This is a genomic window from Vibrio sp. CyArs1 (assembly GCF_022432925.1).
GTDB classification, from domain to species: Bacteria; Pseudomonadota; Gammaproteobacteria; order Enterobacterales; family Vibrionaceae; genus Vibrio; species Vibrio mediterranei.
On record NZ_JAKRBO010000003.1, the window covers coordinates 350,388 to 369,649 of the forward strand.

The following is a 19,262-nucleotide window of genomic DNA, read 5'->3' on the forward strand; positions in this document are numbered from 1 at the left end:
TAATGAAGTGATTAAGTTAACAGGTCTAAGTAAAAAGTACGGGAAGACATTTGTTGTTAAGGATGCCGATGCACTATTTCCTAAAGGTGAAGTGACGTCAATTATTGGTCCAAATGGTGCCGGTAAAAGTACTCTATTGTCTATGGCAAGTCGCCTCACGGAGAGTGATGCGGGTGAAGTTGTGATTGGAAACAAGTTGCTCGCTCAGTGGGACACCAAAGAACTGGCTAAACACTTAGCGGTACTGCGCCAATCAAACAACATCAACATGCGCTTCACGATCCGAGAGTTGGTCTCTTTTGGTCGCTTTCCACATTCTCAAGGTCGACTAACCGATGAAGATAATAAAATTATCGATAAAGCACTAGGGCATCTAGGTATTGAAGAGATCCAAAATAAATACCTCGACCAACTCAGTGGCGGTCAGCGTCAAATGGCGTTTATCGCTATGGTTGTCGCTCAGGACACAGACTACGTGTTCCTTGATGAACCGTTAAACAATTTAGATATTAAACACTCTGTAGAGATCATGCATACGCTGCGCAGACTGGCTCATGAGTTCAACAAAGCTGTAGTTATTGTGATTCATGATATCAACTTTGCATCCTGTTACTCGGACAACATTGTGGCGATGAAAAAAGGGCAGGTGGTTAAATCGGGTAAAGTCGAAGAAGTAGTGCAGCAAGGGATTATGGAATCCATCTACGAGATCCCATTTGATATCCGTGACGTAGATGGTCGTCGAGTGTGTTTGTACTTCAATAGTTGATCGAGCACGATGTAAAGTCTTACCGTGTTAACGAAATACAAGAATTCAAAGCGTCCCATTTGGGGCGCTTTTTTAGTATTCACAATATGGACTGCCTAGTGCATTGACGCGGAATTATGCAGCGCTCACAAAATTACCACGATGATAGTAATTAAATTAACTAGGTTAATTTAATTACTATAGAATGTGTCAATAGAAACAATTTGGAGAGAACCCTATGAATTATGCTCCGTCTGTCGGTGTCAAATTTAATGAGGACGGCACCGTTCGCCGATTCCCCGGCAACACCTTCCTTTGTCACGTTGATAAAACCAGCCCGGTATACCAAGAAGTGTTATGGGCACAGCAGCAGTTAAAAGCGATGAAGTGCGCAACTAACTATGCCTTCTTGCCAGAAGCTAGTATGCATATGACGGTTATTGAAGGTCTGTGCGATCAGATTCGAGAGACGACACACTGGAGCTCAAAGTTGGCCGAAGATGTGAATATTGAATCGGCAACAGAAAGTTTCCAAGCTTGGTTACAAGAGGCTGCTGCGACACCTAACTTCCAAATGAAGTTTGATTACGTGTACAACAGTCGCGCGGGCGGAACCGTATTAAGGCTTAAGCCTGCGAACGACGAAACTAAGTCTGCACTTAAAGTATGTCGTGATAATTTGAGTGAACTGACGGGTATTCGTCACCCAACGCATGATGAGTACCACTTCCATATTACGCTAAGTTACAAGGTTATTAATCTTGACGAAAAGCAACAAGCCGAATTGGAGCAAACTTGCCAGCGTATTGAAGAAAGGCTCAATCACTCTTTTGGAGTGCTTACTCATGGCGCGGTGGAGTTCTGTGTCTTTGAGGACATGTTTGAGTTCAAACCAGTAAAACTGTTGTCGTTGAAAAAGTAACTTACTGACATATAATAAAAAACGGAGTCTATCGACTCCGTTTTTTCATCCCACCTTAACTCAATTAAAGACCTTGCCTAGAATTTCGCCAAGTGCTCGATAAGACAAATGCGTTTGCCCAATGACAAAGTTGTCATTCATCGCTTTCTGGCGGTACTCAGCATCAAATAGATATTGTTTGGTTTGCTCAGCAGCCAGTGACAATTGTTCATCAGATATCGTGGCTAAGCCTTGTGAATCCCACGAATGGTTCTCTCCAAGATCGATGATATTGAAGTTGAACTGCGCAATATCGGTTTCATAAACAGGATAGCGATAAACGACTTGTGGTACTTTAGCCACTAACCCTTCTAAGAACTGATTACCCCAACCTTCAAGCCAGCTCGGGTAGGTAACAATATCCGCATGAACATAAGCGTCCCAGAGGGAATAGCATTTTTCGCCATTTATTTCACAACGACTGTGTTCGATATAATCATTGATAAACAGCATCTGCACATTGTTTTGATCTGCTTTTTGCTTCAGCTTATCAAAGTACTCTTGTTCTTCGTTCATACCTGCTAGAACAAGGATAATTCGACTCTCTTTAGTGATGGTTTTGCCGTTGTAAAGTGCTTGTCCAACCCAGTTTGGCAGTTGCTGATTGAGCTTCGCAATAAGGTCAATCGCCAGTTCAATACCTTTGCGTGCAACGATTCGAGTGGCTTGTAGAAAGACGATGTCGTTATCGGTTAGTCCGATTTTCTGTTTCAAGTCTCGGTTATAGTCGTCAAGGCACCAATGACTGTTGTCGAAATCAAACACATTGGGGACGACGGTGGCATGCTTGCCAGTTTTGTTCTTGAGTGACTCAAAAGCAATCTGATTGATTACGCAGTGTTGGTCGGCGTCGCGACGTGGAGGAAAGTATTCGTCTAATATGTCTTGGATTTCTGGGTACACGGGTTTAGCGAATTTCTCGCGTTCCCAGTGGAAATCGTGATGGTGATTGACGACTTTAACATGAGTGTTGCGAATGGCTTTCTCCAATCCAATTGCGGCAGCGAGGCTGTGCCCGACTGCGAAGATATTATTAGGAACGATAATATCTATTTCAAGGTCTCGAATGATAGCCGTTACTGCGTGCTCAATATCATCAGCTTGAGTGTGGATGGCAGTGAGTAGGTCATCTGAGCTAGTGAAAAACTTAGGCTCAATAAAAGCGTCGTGAGTAATTTTAGCGTTCAATTCATCTTCATAACGAAGTGCTTCGACACAAGAAGCATTAACATTTCCAGCACTGCCTGCCAGATAGAAAACCTGGTGACCCTGCTGCTCTAATGCCCACTTCCATTTATCCATTTCTAGCGAAACACCGTCGGTTTCGCCAACACGATAGTGCGTTAGTAGTATTCTCATGCGTTATTGAGTTCCAAGATGACCGTTGAATACAAGTTGAGGCCTTGAGGATCGTTTCCTGGAGCGTTCCTACCTCCGGCCGCAACGCGGTTAAGTAAATCCATTGTTGGTGCTTCAGTGGTGCTTGTTTTTGCGGCGTATACCTTCATCGCTGAGCCACCGTCGATGGAAATCGCGTTAATGACAGATTCACCATCGAAGAAGTCGATATCGGGTTGTGATAAACGCTGAACAAGGTTGGCAACGTCAACAATGTTGGCGCCAATACTCATCTCGTGTCGACCATCAAACAGCAGGTAACCGATGTGGTTTTCAGTTTCGATAAATAGACCAGAAGGTTCTCGGATGAGCGCATCAAAATTGTTGGTTTCTTTTCCTGAACGCGATAGAGGAGAATCGGTGTTGGCGACAGCATCTAGTGCGGCTTCTGCTTGCATTGCGGATACTGTAGGACCAGTTGGAACCAACGATTGTCCGTTAATAACAGAAGGAACTAGACCACCTAAAATCTGTTTATAGTCGCAAAGGTCAATCTCGTTTGCGACAGGGATAACCTTAACCGCTTGTCCGACTTGAGGTGTCTCAGAGAACAGCGATTCAAAATATCCCTCCTCAATGGATATTAGCGTTCCGAAAGAAGGAAGAGGGCATGTGCCATTCCATATCGCGACAACCTCTTCGAATGGCTTAACGCCGTCGCCTTGATTAGCTAGAAACAGGTTCACTCTTCCTTCTAATTCAAGCATTGGAGAGAACTCAACTAGGTCGCCTTGGTGCTTCATCGGAAACTTCACATTAAACAGAGCGACATCGTGCTGTGAAAGTGACTCTAGCGACGGGTTAAAGCAATCAACATCAAAGTTTGTTCCGCCAATAGTGACGTTAAATTGGCGAAAAGTCAGAGATGGAACGATCTGCACATTGCCTGCACGATCTATGGCAACAGCTGCATCATGGGCGCTTGGGAAACCGGCAGTTTCAACCTTGCCATTTTCATCTGAGAAATAGTAGAAACCTAGGTATGACAGCACTTCTGGCAGTTGATGGTCTGGGTTTGGAAAGCGGCGTCTGTGTGACCAAATATGGTCTCCGATATTAAGCTCTTTAGTCATAAAGTAGCCAAGGTTACCAATCAACCCATCCAGATTGTTTTCTGATTCAAGTCGATCTCTCAGGTCCTCTAGCTTATTGCCCTTGAAGTGATAGCCAATGCGCGCTTTATCGATGTCTGCTTGTGGTGCTAACACTATAGAAACGGATGTAGAACACAGTGAACGAGGCTCGCTAATTAGCTCGTAATCCGAGGCGCTAGGAAGTTGCGCAGCGTCAAGCTGCGGCATTGCAAAATGCGCTCTTTTTACCTTTAAAGATGGCTTTTCAAGTTTCAACTGTTGGTATCGTTGTGCCAGTCCTTGTTCAAAGGCGGGCTCAACACAACCATGTAAAGGGTTGCCTTTCGGGCCATGTTTAATTTCGTAGCCAGGCACCACTGATGGGTTGAAGTAACGATTTGGCTCGATATCAATAGGCTCCCAACATTGGGAATTCATGCTTGTGACGTTGTTAGAGACTCGCTCTGGAAAACATTTGGTGTTCATGGTTGTTGTTCTTATTTCGTGCTAGTTGTTTTAGTAAGCGAGGTTGTATAGAGGTAGCATAGCCGCACCTGTGGCTGCAATTTTGTCACCGGAAATGGCCGCCGGAACAATGTTAGGCATGGCTTCATCAGGTTCGAGATACTGTTGAATGGATGCAATGGCAGCAAGGTGTAGTTCTTCGACTAATTGTGGTGGTAACAAACCGCCAATGATGATCTCGTTTGGATCGCAAATAGAGCGAATAGCTTGCAGCGCAGACGTTAGTTGCAACTGAGCATTACTTTTCCATTCGACCACTTTTTCCGGTTTCTTTTCTAACAAAGTCGCAAGCGTATCGGCTCGGTGAGCGCTAGGCTCCGATAGCCCTAGTTTTTCATACAGACAAGACAGAGAAGGACGATTGTCACGCTCAGGAAACAGCTTACCAATGCGACCCGCATTGCCTCGTGCACCGCGATATACTTCGCCTTCAAAGAAGTGACCGCCACCAATACCATAACCAAGATATAGATAGAAAAAGTTCGCACCAGTACTTCGGCGGGAGCGCACAGATTCACCCAATGCTGCGGCTATACCGTCGTTCTCAATCCAGCATGGCAAATTGAATTTAGCTTCTACCGCGGCTTTGATGTCGATTTGCTCCCAGGCTTTTAAGTGAGGAGGCATGGTGAGGGTGTTAGACTCTTTGTTGAAGTTGCAACTGGTCGTAACGCCAACTCCAATTAGCTTAGAAAACTCGCTACCAAAGGCAACAGAAGTGACATCGATAAGACTAGATAGTTCTTCAAGTGCGCTTTGAGGGTCTGAATAGATGCCTTGAATGGCTTTAGAGAAAATAGCTTCTCCTTCAAGGTCTACCAATTCAATGCTGATTTTTTCCAGCTCTATGTTTACCCCTAAGCTATAGGCTGCTTGAGGGTTAATACCTAGCTCAATACCAGGTTGACCTCTGCCCCCCTGTTGCTTACCAGTGACGACAATAAGACCTTCATCAAGCATCTTCTTGGTGATCTTTGTAATGGCCGCAGGCGTTAAACCACTGGTCTCAGCAAGGGCTGCTCGTGTGGTTGGTGCTTGTTGACGGATCAATGCAAGAATTGAACGCTGTGTGTCTGTTCCGAAATCTATCAATGGTGTTTCCTTAACTGAAAATCTCTTTCTATTTGATTTGAAAGCTAAATAGGCCCGGCCAAAGACCGGGCAAAAATGTTACATAAGTACGTTTTGAACAAATGCTTTCTTGGCTTCCGTTGCGTACTCTGATGTAAAGAACTCAGAGCTGTACTTACGCTGTGCGTTGTCGATAAGTGCGTTGGAGTCATCAGCATCTGGGTGCTGCGGTGCTGCACCAAACGTTGCGTTTAAGCCCGTTTGTGCTTGTGCCGACGTAATCCAGTGGATGAATACCGCAGCCGCTGCTTTGTTCTTAGCATTTTTCGGCATTAGGATGATGTTACCGCCACCTGGCATACCAAACTCTGGAATATAGAACTTGATACGTTTAGTGATCGCCCCTTTTTTCTGTAGACCTGCTAGATGATCTTCCCAAGCTGGTGCCATAGAGATTTCGCCATCATTGATGCGCGTTAAGCTGTCCGCATTTGAAGCGGTAATAACGATGTTGTCTTGATTACCTTCAAACCACTCCCACGTTTTTGACCAAGTAGGAATTACAGACTTGTCCATTTCATTTTGGAAGTAGACATCGTTGTTGCCTGATGCGTAGTAAATTGCACGTTGAATGAAGGCATTACCTGCACCGCCTTTGTTTGGATCGTTCACACCAAACTGTTGTTTGTGTTCTTTGATCCAAGTTGTCAGGTCATCAAAAGACTGAGGCAGGTTGTTTTCATCGACTCGAGTTGGGTCATAAGCAAAACCTGTTTGGTTGCCCCAGAACGCATAGGCATAACCTTGAGTGTCGACGCCAACAAGATTAGTTCTTAACTTTTCGCTACCCGGAATAATATCGGTCAGTGGACCATAAACGACGTTGCTTTGCAGTAGCATCGGCAGTTTCACAGTATCGAGTGCCATCACATCGATGCTGCCTTGGTCGCGGCGTGCTTCAGCAAGTAGCTTATTGCGGTTACCTGATTCATTACCTTCTGGCACGCGAACTTTAATGCCGTACTCTTTCTCAAATTCTTTAAAGAATTTTCTGAATTCAGGCTGTAGATACCAGATGTAAGCGTTCACCATTTTTTCTTGTTTCGCTTGCTCGACAATTTCATCCCATGTCATGTCGTTTAGGTCATAAGCCAATGCATTGGTAGAAAGACCTGCAAGTGCAGTCATGGCTGCGGTTAGAACTAATTTTTTCATAAATCCATTCTCTTAATATCTTTATAGTTGTAGGTACAGTTAGGCTTTACCGGTAGAGTCCGCCAGATAGTTGCCTTTAAGCAAACGCTCGATAATGAGCATCAAAATTACGTTTGGAATCACAAGGATGAGTGATACCACCGCCGCGTTTGGACGGATGAAAGAGTAACCTAAGTAGGAATACAGGATGGTCGGTACGGTGACATAATCCGGTGATCCAAGAACAAAGGCGATGTTGAATTCTTCAATACTGATCACCAGACAGAAGATCAACGATGCCAATAAGCCAGGTTTTAGCATTGGCAGATACGCGTGTTTAAATGTTGTCCAAGGGCTGCCACCTAAGTCACGGCTTGCCTCAATAAGATCTTGAGGAACGCTTTTGAAACTGGCTGACAAAATACGGATAGCATAAGGCAAAGCCAGTACCGTATGGCCAATCACAATGCCAAGGTAGGCGTTAGACAAATTAAGGTTGATCAGCATCGAGCTAAAGAAGACACCGATGATCATACCCGGCATAACAAGCGGTAGAAGTGTGACAACTTCGGCCACTTTCTTGCCCGGAAAATCCTTGCGGCCTAGTGCGTAAGCCGTTGGAAGTGCGAGCAATACTGTCAAAAGAGCGACTGCTGGAGCAATCGAGTAACTGTTAGTTAGTGCTTCCACTAGACCTGAGTTTTCCCACATGTCTGTCCAACGTCCGAATGACATCACCGGTGGAAGAACATCTGGATAGCTCCATGGGTGTTCCGGGTCTACGAGTGACCAGATGAGCGCCATAATAAATGGCACACCTAACCAGAAGAAGTTGACCGCAAGAAACAGTCCAATAGCGATTTTGTTGATCAGTTTGCCATTTGCCGTTCTGATTTTCGGCAGCTTACGGCGTGGTGCTTTTGCTGTTGAAGCGAGTGCAGTCATTATTTCAGCTTCCCTTTCTTAGTGGCTAGTGGGGCAGTCAGTAGAGAGATAGCCAGTGAGGCGATCACAGCGGTCACCATGATGATGACGGCCACAACAGCACCTTTGTTCCATTCCATAAACTCTGTAGAGGTAATGTGCATTAGCATAGATAGCGAGTAGGTATTCTTAGGACCCGCAATCGAGTAGAACGAGTAGTCACCTAGAGCACCGATGAAAATTAGAATCAAAGAGACTTGCAGGGCTGGTATAGATAGTGGGAACACGATGCCAGTGAAGCGACGCCATGCGTTTGCGCCAAGATCTGAGGCGGCATCGAGAACATCATTTCGAATCGAGTTCACCGCACCCGCAAGTAGAATCATTGCAAACGGCAGCTGTTTCCAGATTTGAAGAATAATAACTCCCCAACCGAAGTTGTCGTTTTGCATACGAATCGGTTTTTCAGTAATGCCAAGCCACATCAAGCCTTGGTTAACCACACCATGGTACGAAATCACGTTAACCAACAAGAAAGCGGCAACCAAGCCTGGAATGAACATAGGAGCGCGCAATAGACCTGTAATCGTGGTTGAACCGGTAAAGGGCTTACGTAGCCAGAGCACAAGCGGGTAGGCCAGAGACACCGCGCCAAGAGCGCCAATGACTGATACTTTAATAGAGTAAATCAGTGACTTGTGAAGTGTTGGGTCAGCAAGTGCATCACGCCAAAATTCAGTGGAGAAGCCACTCTCTCCCATCATGTTATGAAAACCAAAGCTCTGGGCAACCACCATGTAAAACGTTGAACCCATCAAAAGTAAGATGGTGCCTACGCCAGGCAATAGCATGAGCCAGGTTTTCCAGTGGGTGCGTAGACTAGTCATGCGGCACCTCTTCAAGGAACCTAATGCCAGTCTTAGGCAAACTGAATGTTAACTGGTTATCTTGGAACTTAGGCTGTTTTGGTAATTGAATACGCATTTCTAGTGGAACTTCATTAAGTGATTCCACTAGAAGGTCGGTGACATTACCCATGAAAGCCATTTGATTGACGCGCACTTGGAAGCGGTTGATATCGCTATCTTCAGCTAAGCGAGCGTCTTCTGGTCGCCAACAAACAAAAATATTGTCTGACTTTGGTGGTTCATCAGATTCAACGATGAAATCACCAATTTCTGTTGTGACCGAGTAAGTGTTGGCTTGCTCTGTCTTGTTTACTTGTGCAGGTAGAATGTTAGCGGCACCAATAAAGTCAGCAACAAAGCGGTTTGCTGGACGATAGTAGATGTCTTCCGGGGTACCAATTTGTTCGATACGGCCACGATTAAGCACAACGATCTTGTCTGACATGGCTAGTGCTTCTGCCTGATCGTGTGTCACGTAGATAGCAGTAAGATTGTAGCGTTTTTGAAGTTCGCGGATCTCAAAACGAACCGACTCTCTTAATTTCGCATCTAGGTTAGATAATGGCTCGTCGAATAAGATTACAGCAGGTCGAGTCACCATCGCGCGAGCAAGTGCGACGCGTTGTTGTTGTCCACCTGACAATTCGCTTGGCATTTTATGAGAATGTTCACCCAGATCGACCTGTGCGACGGCTTCTTGAACGCGCTCAATCTGTTCTGCTTTTGCTACGCCTTTTTGGTTCAAACCGAAGGCAATGTTGTGCTCAACGCTCAAGTGAGGGAAAAGCGCGTAAGATTGAAAACACATAGAGGTATTGCGCTTTTCTGGAGAAACATTAGTGATGTTTTCATCGCCAATTAGAATCTCACCAGAATCGGGAGTGTGGAAACCACCGATCATTTTTAACAACGTTGTTTTGCCGCAGCCAGAAGGCCCAAGAAGAGTAACCATCTCTCCCTCTTCCGCCACAAAGCTAATGTCTTTAGATGCGACAAAATCATCAAAATTTTTACAGATATTTTTTAGTTCTAATCGGGACATTGAGTTGCATTCCGTTTCAGTAGAAGTTTGCACAGATTTGGAGTCTAGCGCTTCATTATTGCAATTATATTAACTAAGTTAATTTAATTGATCTGTGAAAGTGGTCACGCGATAAGCGTTATTGACGGATTTACTGATGAAAAAGGTTGAATAGTGTGATCTAACGCATATAAATAGTCGGCTTATATTAATCTAGTTAATTTAATTGAGATTTTTTTGAGGAAGAGAAAAGAGAGAGGGAGTGGTCACTCCCTCTCTGAAGGCTAGCTAAGCAGATCGAGAATCTGCTGAGTTTTTGAGGACATTAATTCGGTATTGTGTCGTGACTCTACGTTCAGTCGCACCACTGGTTCAGTATTAGAGGTACGTAAGTTGAATCGCCAGTCATTAAACTCCATGCTGAGACCATCGGTATAATCGACAACAAGGGCATCGTGTTCAAAAGTTTGTTGAACGCGCTTGATGGCAGCTTTTGGATCTTGCAGTTTGGCGTTGATTTCGCCCGAAGATGGGAACGCGACAATACGATCGGCAACCAACTTAGAGAGCGGCTGCTGCTTCACACAAAGAAGCTCACTGACAAGCAGCCAAGGAATCATTCCACTGTCACAGTAGGCAAAGTCTTTGAAGTAATGGTGCGCACTCATTTCGCCGCCATACACTGCATCTTCCAAACGCATACGCTCTTTGATGAAAGCATGTCCCGTTTTAGACATTATCGGAGTACCGCGATTCTCTGTGACGATGTCGATGGTATTCCAAGTTAAACGAGGATCGTGGATGATACGAGCATTTGGATTCTTCTGCAAGAACGCTTCTGCTAATAGACCCACAATGTAGTAGCCCTCAATGAACTCACCTTGCTCGTCAAACAAGAAGCAACGGTCAAAGTCACCATCCCATGCAATACCCATATCAGCACCGTGTTTTACAACTGCTTCAGAAGTGGCGGCACGGTTTTCCGGTAGTAGTGGATTAGGAATACCATTTGGGAAACTAGAGTCAGGTTGGTGATGAACTTTGATAAATTCGATGGCAATGCCCAACTTGGCGAATTTTGCTTCCAGATCGTCAATAACATGACCTGCAGCACCATTGCCTGAATTTACTACCAGCTTAAGTGGCTTGATGTTGTTCGGCGTAATGTAGCTAAGCAAATGCTCGGTGTATTCATCAAGGTTAGACAGTTTTTTGTATTGTCCAACTTGAGCAATTGACTCAAAGTCATTTTGTTCAGCGAGCTGTTTAATGTCGTTCAAACCAGTATCACCACTGATTGGCTTACCGTTATCTCGAACCAGTTTCATCCCATTGTAGTTAATAGGATTGTGGCTTGCGGTGACTTCGATTCCGCCATCTACGTCCAGTGACTGGGTCGCAAAGTAAATCTCTTCTGTACCTGTCATACCGATATCAACAACATCGGAACCTGCATCCATAATGCCACGCGCCAAGGCAAGTTTAAGACTTTCTGATGTCTCACGAACATCGCCACCCACAACTACGGTTTTAGGTTTTAGAAATTGCGAATATGCTCTGCCAATGCGGTAGGCAATATCCTCGTTGAGTTCGTCTCCCAACTTGCCGCGAATGTCATAAGCTTTAAAACAGCTAAGTGCTTTCATGACTAGACCTTATCCTTGAAAAATGTCCGAAAGCATCGCTTTTAATGCGCCATAAGACAAGTGCTTTTCGCCAATGTCATAGTTTTGTTGCATACCGGATGATCTCAATTCAGCATCAAACAGATACTCAAGTGTTGAATTGACGGCGCCGTTTAACGTTTCTGGAGCGATGACAGCGAGTCCAGATTCATCCACTTGATGGTCATTGCCAAGGTCGATAATGTTAAATTGGTAATCGGCGATATCTAAGTCAAATACAGGATAGCGATACACTACCATAGGGACTTTAGCGACAAGTCCTTCTAGAAATTGATTTCCCCAACCTTCTAGCAAACTAGGGTAGGTGATGATGTCTGCGTGTGAGTAGACGTCCCACAAAGAATAGACTTTTTGCCCTTCTTTCTCACCGCGAGAATGACCTACCCAATCATTGATAAACAGTAATTCCACGTTGCAGGCCTTGGCTTTATTCTTCAATAAGTCAAGATAACTGTCTTCTTCACACATTCCTGCAAACATAAGGATTAAGCGACTGTCTACACTAAATATTTCTCCGTTATAGAGCGTTTTTCCAACGAGCTCTTCACGCTGTCTGCTCATTGCATCAATCAAGTCGATTGCCAGTTCGATGCCTTTTCTTGCAACAATACGTGTTGCTTGCAGAAACAGGATATCATTTGCGCCGACACCGAATCGTGCTCGCAGATCTTGATTGTATTCATCAACTTTCCAATCACTGCCCTGAAAATCGAACACATTAGGCACCACCGTAGATTCGATGTCGCGGCGTTTTTGAAGTTCTGTTTGCGCGATACGGTTGATCACACAGTGCTCAACCAGTGGGTGTTTAGGAGGAAAGAGGGTGTTGAGCAGTTGCTGAATGCCTGGAGACGTTGGGTTTGAGTATTTAACACGTTCCCAATGAAAATCATGATGATGGCAAATAACACGAGTCTGCGTGGCTTCGACCGCTTTCATAATACCGAGTGCGGCTGGTAGGTGATAGCCAAGTGACAGCATGTTATTTGGGACAATAATGTCAATATCTCGTTGGTCGATAACCTTGATGATACCTGCGGCAATGTCATTGGCTCGATGTTCAATGGCGTCTAACAAAACCGATTCTGATGCGTAATCATCGCGGCTCACATAAGCGTTGTGAATGATTTTGTCGTTGAATGGCTCTAAATAATGTAACTCTGGCACGAGATCAGCGTCTGTACTGCCTGAACTCCCTGCTAGATAGAAAACCTTATGGCCCAAGCTCTCCAGAGCCCATTTCCATTTGTCCATCTCAAGAGATACGCCATCAGTTTCGCCTACACGAAAGTGTGTAAGGAGGATATTCATGTTTCACTTTCCCTATAATTTCTGAATGTGGTTGGACGTAATTTAGAGGATTATATAAACGGATATAATGATAGTTTTACAAATTAGTGATCGAATTCACGATAACCCAAAACCGGTTTTGGTTATCTGAAAAAATGAGACTTGGCTCAATTAATAATCAACAAAGCCTGTTTAGACTAGGTACAAGTCGCATTTATCAAGTGGTTAAATTAAAAGCCACTATTTTTTGGAAAAGTATCAAAACCGGTTTTGGTTGTTTGATTTGTAATAATGGATATCAACATGGCTCAGGAACAGACGGCTAACTCTCAAGTTAAAAAAGACCTGCAACAAATCTTGGCAGGTGTGTATTCGCCAGCTCAACTTAATGAACTCATCCCCAACCTTCTCAATGTTATTGCGAATCAGCCTGAGTATGTGGGCAAAAAGCAATGGGTAGATCAAAACGACATCATGCTGATTACGTATGGTGATTCAATCAAAAAACAAGGAGAAGCACCTCTTCATACCCTAAGAGAGTTTTTAAACGATAATGCTGCGGATGTGCTCTCTGCGGTGCATATTCTCCCGTGTTATCCCTATACCTCAGACGACGGATTTTCTGTCGTTGATTATTGGAAAATCAACCCAGAATTGGGTGATTGGCAAGATGTTCAATCATTGTCGAACAACTATGACCTAATGTTTGATGGGGTGATCAACCATATTTCAAAATCCAGTGATTGGTTTCAAGGGTATTTAAAAGGGGAAACGCAGTATCGAGAGTTTTTCACCGAAGCTAATCCAAACCGAGACTACAGTTCAGTTACACGCCCTAGAGCATTACCATTACTGACGACTTTTGAAACCGCAAACGGTACAAAACATATCTGGACTACGTTCAGCGAAGATCAAATTGACCTTAATTTCCGTTGTCCTGAAGTGTTTCAGAAAATTGCCGAGCTACTGCTGTTTTATGCTCAGCAAGGAGCCTCTTTTATTCGCCTTGATGCGATTGGATTTATGTGGAAAGAGTTGGATACCCCTTGTATTCATCAGCCCCAAACTCATGCCATTGTTCAGGCGCTGCGAGCATTAATGAGTGCCGTGGCTCCTCACGTTAAATTGATCACTGAAACCAATGTACCGCATAACGACAATATTAGTTATTTCGGCAATGGTGAGAATGAAGCTCATTTGGTGTACCAGTTCCCGCTACCGCCATTAACACTGCATACATTGCAAACTGGTAACAGTGAAAAGATTGTTGAATGGATGTCGAGCTTAGAGCCGTGTTCGGAACAGACCACATTCTTCAACTTTTTAGCCTCTCATGATGGCATTGGTGTGCGTCCTGTAGAAGGTATCTTAAACAAAGAGCAAGTCGACCATTTACTATCGGTAGTGCAGACCAATGGTGGCCGCGTTTCATACAAAGATAACGGTGACGGTACACAAAGCCCTTATGAGCTGAATATCAACTATTTCGATGCCATCCGTGATGCGAATTCGGATGACCAAACTAACCTAGATCGCTTTATGGCGGCCCAGTCCATTCTCATTTCGATGGCGGGGGTTCCTGGAATATATGTACACAGTCTATTGGGGTCGGGAAACGATATAGAAGGATTGGAACGCCTAGGGTATAACCGCGCGATTAACCGTGAAAAGCTCGAACGTACTGAAGTGGAAACTGAGTTGGCTAATCCAGAATCTCGTCGTGCCCAAGTGCTATCTCGCTTTAAACATATTCTGGGTATTCGTAAGCAACAGAGAGCATTTGCTCCTAGCGCAAGTCAGCGTGTAGTGGCAACCAGTGAGCAATTGGTCACTTTTGTGCGTGATGAGCAAGTATTGGTGGCTATTAATATTTCAAATCAAGCGGTTGAGCTAGATACCAATGCAGTGCTTAAAGGAGTCTCTCACGATTTGATTTCTGGTAACGACTTAAGTGGTGTTGTTACTGTACAACCATATCAAGTGATGTGGTTAGCTAAGTAGAAAATAGAGCCAGCCTAGCTGGCGACTCATAAATTACATGAATCCTAAATCGTAAAGGATATAACGATGAAACTAAAAACTCTGACCCTTGGACTTGCTGTAGCTGGTTTAGGCTTATCCAGCCTTGCACAAGCGACTACAGTTGAGTATTGGACAACACAAACCCAATCAGACCGCCTTCAGACGATAGAAGTGATGGCTGATGTGTTCGAAGCATTGAACCCAGGTATCGATGTAAAAGTAGTGGCAGTAGATGAAAATGACATGCCAAAGCAGATTGCTGCAGCAGCCGCATCGAATACGCTCCCAGATATGATTGAAGTAGGCTCTAACCTGTCATTAGCGTTTGCTGAGCAAGGCATTGTTGATTTAGACGCCACGACCGCAACCATAGAAGCAGTAGGTAAAGACCGTTTTTATAAAGGTTCATTGAAGTTGGTAGAAGACCCAGACAACAATAAATTTGTTGCTCTACCATATCGTGGTTGGGTTCAAGGTATTTGGTATCGTGCTGACTGGTTTGAGGAAGCGGGTTTAGAGCCACCGACAACATGGGAAAACATTCAAAAAGCGGCGAAGTACTTTAATAAGCCTCAGGAAAACCAATACGGCATCTTAATTGGCACTAAAGCGGATAGCTATGCTGAGCAAGTTTATACGCAGTTTGCCCTATCAAACGATGCAGGTCAGTTTGATAAAGACGGCAACCTAATATTCAACTCTGAAGCGCAAAAAGAAGTTTTAGACTTTTATAAAGATCTTTCAAAGTACACACCTCCGGGTCCACAAACATGGCGCGCACGTGACTACTATTTGCAAGGCAAGCTAGCGATGTTCTTCTACTCCACGTATATCATGGATGACATTGCACTCGCCGAAGCTGCGGCAAGTTCATTGAGTAACGAGAACTTCAAAGATCTTAAAGGCGCGACATTTGATCCTAATCTAGCGAAGAACACGCGTTTAGCTCCAGCAATCACTCATACTTCAGCTTCTACATTTGGTACCTTGGTTGGTTTCTCTATCATGAAGAACGACAACAAGGATGAAGTGGAAGCGACTAAAGCGTTCATTGAATACATGAACGAGAAAGATCAGGTTGTTGCATACTCTCATATGGCACCTGGTGGCCACCTTCCTATGCTTCGAGACATCGCTGAAACTGATGAATTCCTTAATGATCCAAAAGGCATTTTTGCTAACTATGGTAAAGAGTCCATTAAGGAGATCATTGCCGGTTTTGAGAACATCAAGAACTTCTCCATTGTGGACGGTAAGGCGTTCCCTGAATCTGGTGAAATCTTCTCGAAACAAATCATTCCACGCATGATCTATAGCTCTGTGATTGAAGGACAAGACACGCAAAAATCGTTGGATTGGGCTGAAAACGAGATGCAGCAGCTTATCAAAAACTAACTCTGCATAGCGAAAGACGTCGCTGGCTAACCAGCGGCGCACCTTCACTAAGAACCTTTACGGGGCAGCATGGTGCGCTGCCTCAGATTAACAAGGAATTACCATGACACCATTAGAGAGAGCAGAAGCGCGGTTCGGGTGGAAGCTTGTCGCTCCGACCATTGGCATTATTGGGCTTTTGATACTCTATCCAATCGTTTTTAATGTTTACCTAAGCTTCTTTGATGTAAAGCTGAACGGTGACAAAACTTTTGTCGGGATTGCCAACTACGCTCGCTTACTGGCAAATCCAGACTATTACTCATCAATTGCAACAACCGGTATTTACCTATTTGGCACTGTTGCTGGCACTACGTTGTTAGGACTCGCAGTCGCATTATTGATGCGTAATCCGTTCCGAGGTCGTGGCCTAGTGAGTGCCGCTATCCTTATGCCATATTTTGCGCCGGTTATTTCCGTTGTGTTTGGTTGGCAATTTCTTTTTGACCCTGTCAACGGTGTCTTTAACTGGTTAATGGTTGATGTACTGCATATCTGGAATCAACGAACCAACCTCATTGGTGAGCCGGGTTCGGCTGTTTGGGTCGTTATTATCTTTGATGTTTGGAAGCATTTCCCAATTGCATATCTATTGATCCTATCCAAGTTGACGTCGATTCCTAAAGATCAATACGAAGCGGCGGCGATTGACGGTTATGGACCAATTGGACGTTTCTTCCATGTGACGCTGCCAGAGATTTATTTCGTATTGGCAACGGTAGTGATTCTACGTTTGATTTGGAACCTGAACCGCTTTGAAGACGTGTTCCTTTTAGCGCCCAATGTTCAAACTCTTCCAGTATTTACGTACTACCAAGCCTTCACCGGGGTCATTGATCAAGGGCTTGCTGCTGCAACCTCCGTGATTCAGTTCAGCGTCTTGTGTGTGCTGATTTGGTTCTATGTTAAGAAAATTCTTAAGTGGTAATTCATTATGTTAGGAAAACCAACAATTAAAGGACGTATTGGATTTGCGTTAGCAATTTTCTTACTGGTGAGCTTCTGCTTACTTCCATTTGCGCAAATTCTGTCGACTTCACTAAAACATCAGTTTGACTGGGGCAACCCGTCATTGATTCCGCAGGTCGTTAATCTCGACGCCTATAAGGAATTATTAGGTTTAACTGAGCAAAAACAGGTAGAGATACCGGCAGCAATACAAAAGATTCTTGAGAACCCTAAGCTGCCTCAAGATAAGAAAGACGCCATTATGGCGAAATACGCCAGTAACTCTGATGTGTTTCCCTTTGGCCGGTTTATGCTGAATAGTTTCGCCATATCTGCGGGAGCGGCTACGGTGTCACTCATATTCGCAGTCATGGGGGCTTATTCCATTTCGCGCCTGCGATTTACTGGGCAGGTAATTGTTCAGCGCTCGGTGCTCTTCGTTTATATGGTGGGCGGCGTACTGTTGATGGTACCGCTGTATCAAATGGCGGTAAACGTCGGGTTAGCGACCAGTATGTGGGGTAGTCTGTTCTGTCTCTTCGCCATCTATATTGTGCAAACATTGCCAGTCGCGCTGTATATGCTGGGTAACTACTTCCGCACGATTCCTTTTGCGTTAGAAGAGGCGGCGATGATGGATGGTTACTCACGCAAAGAAGCAATATGGAAGGTGGTATTGCCGCTATCGGTACCTATGCTCGCAACCGTATTTATGTACTGCTTTATTATCGGCTGGAATGAATACCTGTTTGCGTCTGTATTCTTAAAACAATTCAAAGAGTTCTACACATTGCCACTCGCGCTACAAGAGCTATTTGTATCGAAAAATGCGATTTGGGATCGAATCATGGCAGCGTCCATGTTAACTCTGGCTCCAGTCGTAGTGTGTTTCTTGTTTGCTATGCGTCATATGGATGGTGGCAAAACTGATGGTGGTGTGAAAGGTTAATAATTATGGCTTCTATTTCATTAAAAAATATTGTTAAAAACTACGGTGACACCAAGGTTGTAAAAAACATCAGTCTTGATATCGAAGATGGCGAATTTGTGGTGCTAGTTGGCCCATCGGGTTGTGGTAAATCGACGACGTTACGCATGATTGCAGGCCTTGAACAGGCGACATCAGGTGAGATCTCCATTGGTGACCGAGTGGTTAACGATGTCGAACCACAACATCGTAATATCGCAATGGTGTTCCAAAACTACGCACTGTATCCGCACAAAACCGTTGAAGAGAACATCGTGTTTGCTCTACGCCGCTTAAAGATGGAAGAGTCGGAGATCCAGCGCCGGTTGGAAGATGTTGCCAAAATGCTCAAGCTGGAAGATTATCTCAAGAGAAAGCCTGCTGATCTTTCTGGTGGCCAGCGCCAACGTGTTGCTATGGGTCGTGCAATTGTACGTGATGCTGACTGTTTCTTGTTTGATGAACCTTTGTCAAATCTGGACGCCAAACTGCGTAACCACATGCGCACCGAGATTGCGCAAATCCATAACCGATTTGGCCGCACCAGTGTTTATGTTACTCACGACCAAGTCGAGGCAATGACGCTAGCGGATAAAGTGGTGGTATTGCGCGATGGTATTATTGAGCAAGTTGGCTCTCCGATGGAGATCTTCCTCAATCCAGTCAATATTTTCGTTGCGACCTTTATTGGCTCTCCGTCAATGAACATCATGGACGGTACGCTCTACAACGAGTATCTGGAACTAGGGGGATATCAACTGCCTAGAAACCTGCTGACCGGAGTTCATTTTGATGAGTCTGTACCGGCGGAAGGACTTGCCGTAAAAGTGGGCATTCGTCCAGACTTTTTTAATGACAAGGAGTTCTTTGGAGAGAGTGAAACAACCTTTAACTTCGATAACATCAACATCGACCTAGTTGAACCGATGGGATTTGATAAAGAAGTGTTGTTTAAGTTGGGAGAAGAGAACGTGAAAGCACGCTTGGACCTTCGTTCAGAAGTAACACGCGGCCAAAAAATGGACTTGCTCGTCGACTTATCTCGTGTCCTTCTGTTTGATGTGAAAACAGAGCAACGCCTTTAATTGCTAAT

At 44.5% G+C, this 19,262-nt stretch carries 16 protein-coding genes; 7 read left to right on the forward strand and 9 right to left on the reverse strand.

Annotated features, from left to right (window positions below; translation table 11 throughout):
- Positions 1-7 precede the first annotated feature (7 nt).
- The gene (locus MMA19_RS12145; protein ID WP_062456003.1) at positions 8-769 is read left to right on the forward strand and encodes an ATP-binding cassette domain-containing protein; all 762 of its coding nucleotides are present in this window, start codon (positions 8-10) and stop codon (positions 767-769) included.
- Positions 770-986: 217 nt separating this feature from the next.
- Positions 987-1,670 carry a DUF1868 domain-containing protein gene (locus MMA19_RS12150; RefSeq protein WP_124941433.1) on the forward strand — a complete coding sequence of 228 codons (684 nt, stop codon included), beginning with the start codon at positions 987-989 and terminating at the stop codon, positions 1,668-1,670.
- 60 nt (positions 1,671-1,730) lie between these two features.
- On the opposite strand, the gene MMA19_RS12155 is transcribed toward MMA19_RS12150, so the two are convergent.
- From MMA19_RS12155 to MMA19_RS12195, 9 genes are all read right to left on the reverse strand, one after another.
- Complete coding sequence (locus tag MMA19_RS12155) at positions 1,731-3,068, reverse strand: glycosyltransferase family 4 protein (RefSeq protein ID WP_240206325.1); 1,338 nt, start codon at positions 3,066-3,068, stop codon at positions 1,731-1,733.
- Positions 3,065-4,666 carry a hypothetical protein gene (locus MMA19_RS12160; RefSeq protein ID WP_240206326.1) on the reverse strand — a complete coding sequence of 534 codons (1,602 nt, stop codon included), beginning with the start codon at positions 4,664-4,666 and terminating at the stop codon, positions 3,065-3,067. The genes MMA19_RS12155 and MMA19_RS12160 overlap by 4 nt, the downstream gene beginning before the upstream one ends.
- Positions 4,667-4,696: 30 nt before the next feature.
- Positions 4,697-5,797, reverse strand: coding sequence for an ROK family transcriptional regulator (locus tag MMA19_RS12165; protein WP_124941431.1), 1,101 nt, complete (start codon positions 5,795-5,797; stop codon positions 4,697-4,699).
- A 78-nt stretch (positions 5,798-5,875) separates the two neighbouring features.
- The gene (locus tag MMA19_RS12170; RefSeq protein WP_006070807.1) at positions 5,876-6,991 is read right to left on the reverse strand and encodes an extracellular solute-binding protein; all 1,116 of its coding nucleotides are present in this window, start codon (positions 6,989-6,991) and stop codon (positions 5,876-5,878) included.
- A gap of 39 nt (positions 6,992-7,030) precedes the next feature.
- Entirely contained in the window at positions 7,031-7,915 is an 885-nt protein-coding gene (locus tag MMA19_RS12175) for an ABC transporter permease (protein WP_006070810.1), read from the reverse strand.
- Entirely contained in the window at positions 7,915-8,781 is an 867-nt protein-coding gene (locus MMA19_RS12180) for an ABC transporter permease (protein WP_038227318.1), read from the reverse strand. The genes MMA19_RS12175 and MMA19_RS12180 overlap by 1 nt, the downstream gene beginning before the upstream one ends.
- Entirely contained in the window at positions 8,774-9,844 is a 1,071-nt protein-coding gene (locus tag MMA19_RS12185) for an ABC transporter ATP-binding protein (RefSeq protein WP_006070814.1), read from the reverse strand. The genes MMA19_RS12180 and MMA19_RS12185 overlap by 8 nt, the downstream gene beginning before the upstream one ends.
- Before the next feature lie 263 nt (positions 9,845-10,107).
- Positions 10,108-11,469, reverse strand: coding sequence for a phosphomannomutase CpsG (gene cpsG, locus MMA19_RS12190; protein WP_198559175.1), 1,362 nt, complete (start codon positions 11,467-11,469; stop codon positions 10,108-10,110).
- Positions 11,470-11,478: 9 nt separating this feature from the next.
- A complete protein-coding gene (locus tag MMA19_RS12195) occupies positions 11,479-12,819 on the reverse strand; it encodes a glycosyltransferase family 4 protein (protein ID WP_240206327.1) in 1,341 nt (446 codons plus the stop codon).
- 282 nt (positions 12,820-13,101) lie between these two features.
- On the opposite strand from MMA19_RS12195, the gene MMA19_RS12200 reads away from it, so the two are divergent.
- The 5 genes from MMA19_RS12200 to ugpC all read left to right on the forward strand — a co-directional run bounded on the left by MMA19_RS12200 (position 13,102) and on the right by ugpC (position 19,254).
- Entirely contained in the window at positions 13,102-14,799 is a 1,698-nt protein-coding gene (locus MMA19_RS12200) for an alpha-amylase family glycosyl hydrolase (RefSeq protein ID WP_240206328.1), read from the forward strand.
- 66 nt (positions 14,800-14,865) lie between these two features.
- Positions 14,866-16,215, forward strand: a complete 1,350-nt coding sequence (locus MMA19_RS12205; RefSeq protein WP_006070820.1) for an extracellular solute-binding protein — start codon at positions 14,866-14,868, stop codon at positions 16,213-16,215.
- 103 nt (positions 16,216-16,318) lie between these two features.
- Positions 16,319-17,182: a sugar ABC transporter permease gene (locus MMA19_RS12210; RefSeq protein WP_006070822.1), complete on the forward strand. Its 864-nt coding sequence runs from the start codon at positions 16,319-16,321 to the stop codon at positions 17,180-17,182.
- A gap of 6 nt (positions 17,183-17,188) precedes the next feature.
- Complete coding sequence (locus tag MMA19_RS12215) at positions 17,189-18,151, forward strand: carbohydrate ABC transporter permease (RefSeq protein WP_006070823.1); 963 nt, start codon at positions 17,189-17,191, stop codon at positions 18,149-18,151.
- A gap of 5 nt (positions 18,152-18,156) precedes the next feature.
- Positions 18,157-19,254, forward strand: coding sequence for a sn-glycerol-3-phosphate ABC transporter ATP-binding protein UgpC (gene ugpC, locus MMA19_RS12220; protein ID WP_006070825.1), 1,098 nt, complete (start codon positions 18,157-18,159; stop codon positions 19,252-19,254).
- Positions 19,255-19,262: the final 8 nt, after the last annotated feature.

Coding starts and splice junctions, on each gene's coding strand:
- MMA19_RS12205 (WP_006070820.1), top strand. CDS start 14,866: ATGAAACTAAAAACTCTGACCCTTGGACTTGCTGTAGCTGGTTTAGGC.
- MMA19_RS12155 (WP_240206325.1), bottom strand. CDS start 3,068: ATGAGAATACTACTAACGCACTATCGTGTTGGCGAAACCGACGGTGTT.
- MMA19_RS12175 (WP_006070810.1), bottom strand. CDS start 7,915: ATGACTGCACTCGCTTCAACAGCAAAAGCACCACGCCGTAAGCTGCCG.
- ugpC (WP_006070825.1), top strand. CDS start 18,157: ATGGCTTCTATTTCATTAAAAAATATTGTTAAAAACTACGGTGACACC.
- MMA19_RS12170 (WP_006070807.1), bottom strand. CDS start 6,991: ATGAAAAAATTAGTTCTAACCGCAGCCATGACTGCACTTGCAGGTCTT.
- MMA19_RS12210 (WP_006070822.1), top strand. CDS start 16,319: ATGACACCATTAGAGAGAGCAGAAGCGCGGTTCGGGTGGAAGCTTGTC.
- MMA19_RS12185 (WP_006070814.1), bottom strand. CDS start 9,844: ATGTCCCGATTAGAACTAAAAAATATCTGTAAAAATTTTGATGATTTT.
- MMA19_RS12180 (WP_038227318.1), bottom strand. CDS start 8,781: ATGACTAGTCTACGCACCCACTGGAAAACCTGGCTCATGCTATTGCCT.
- cpsG (WP_198559175.1), bottom strand. CDS start 11,469: ATGAAAGCACTTAGCTGTTTTAAAGCTTATGACATTCGCGGCAAGTTG.
- MMA19_RS12160 (WP_240206326.1), bottom strand. CDS start 4,666: ATGAACACCAAATGTTTTCCAGAGCGAGTCTCTAACAACGTCACAAGC.
- MMA19_RS12200 (WP_240206328.1), top strand. CDS start 13,102: ATGGCTCAGGAACAGACGGCTAACTCTCAAGTTAAAAAAGACCTGCAA.
- MMA19_RS12150 (WP_124941433.1), top strand. CDS start 987: ATGAATTATGCTCCGTCTGTCGGTGTCAAATTTAATGAGGACGGCACC.
- MMA19_RS12215 (WP_006070823.1), top strand. CDS start 17,189: ATGTTAGGAAAACCAACAATTAAAGGACGTATTGGATTTGCGTTAGCA.
- MMA19_RS12195 (WP_240206327.1), bottom strand. CDS start 12,819: ATGAATATCCTCCTTACACACTTTCGTGTAGGCGAAACTGATGGCGTA.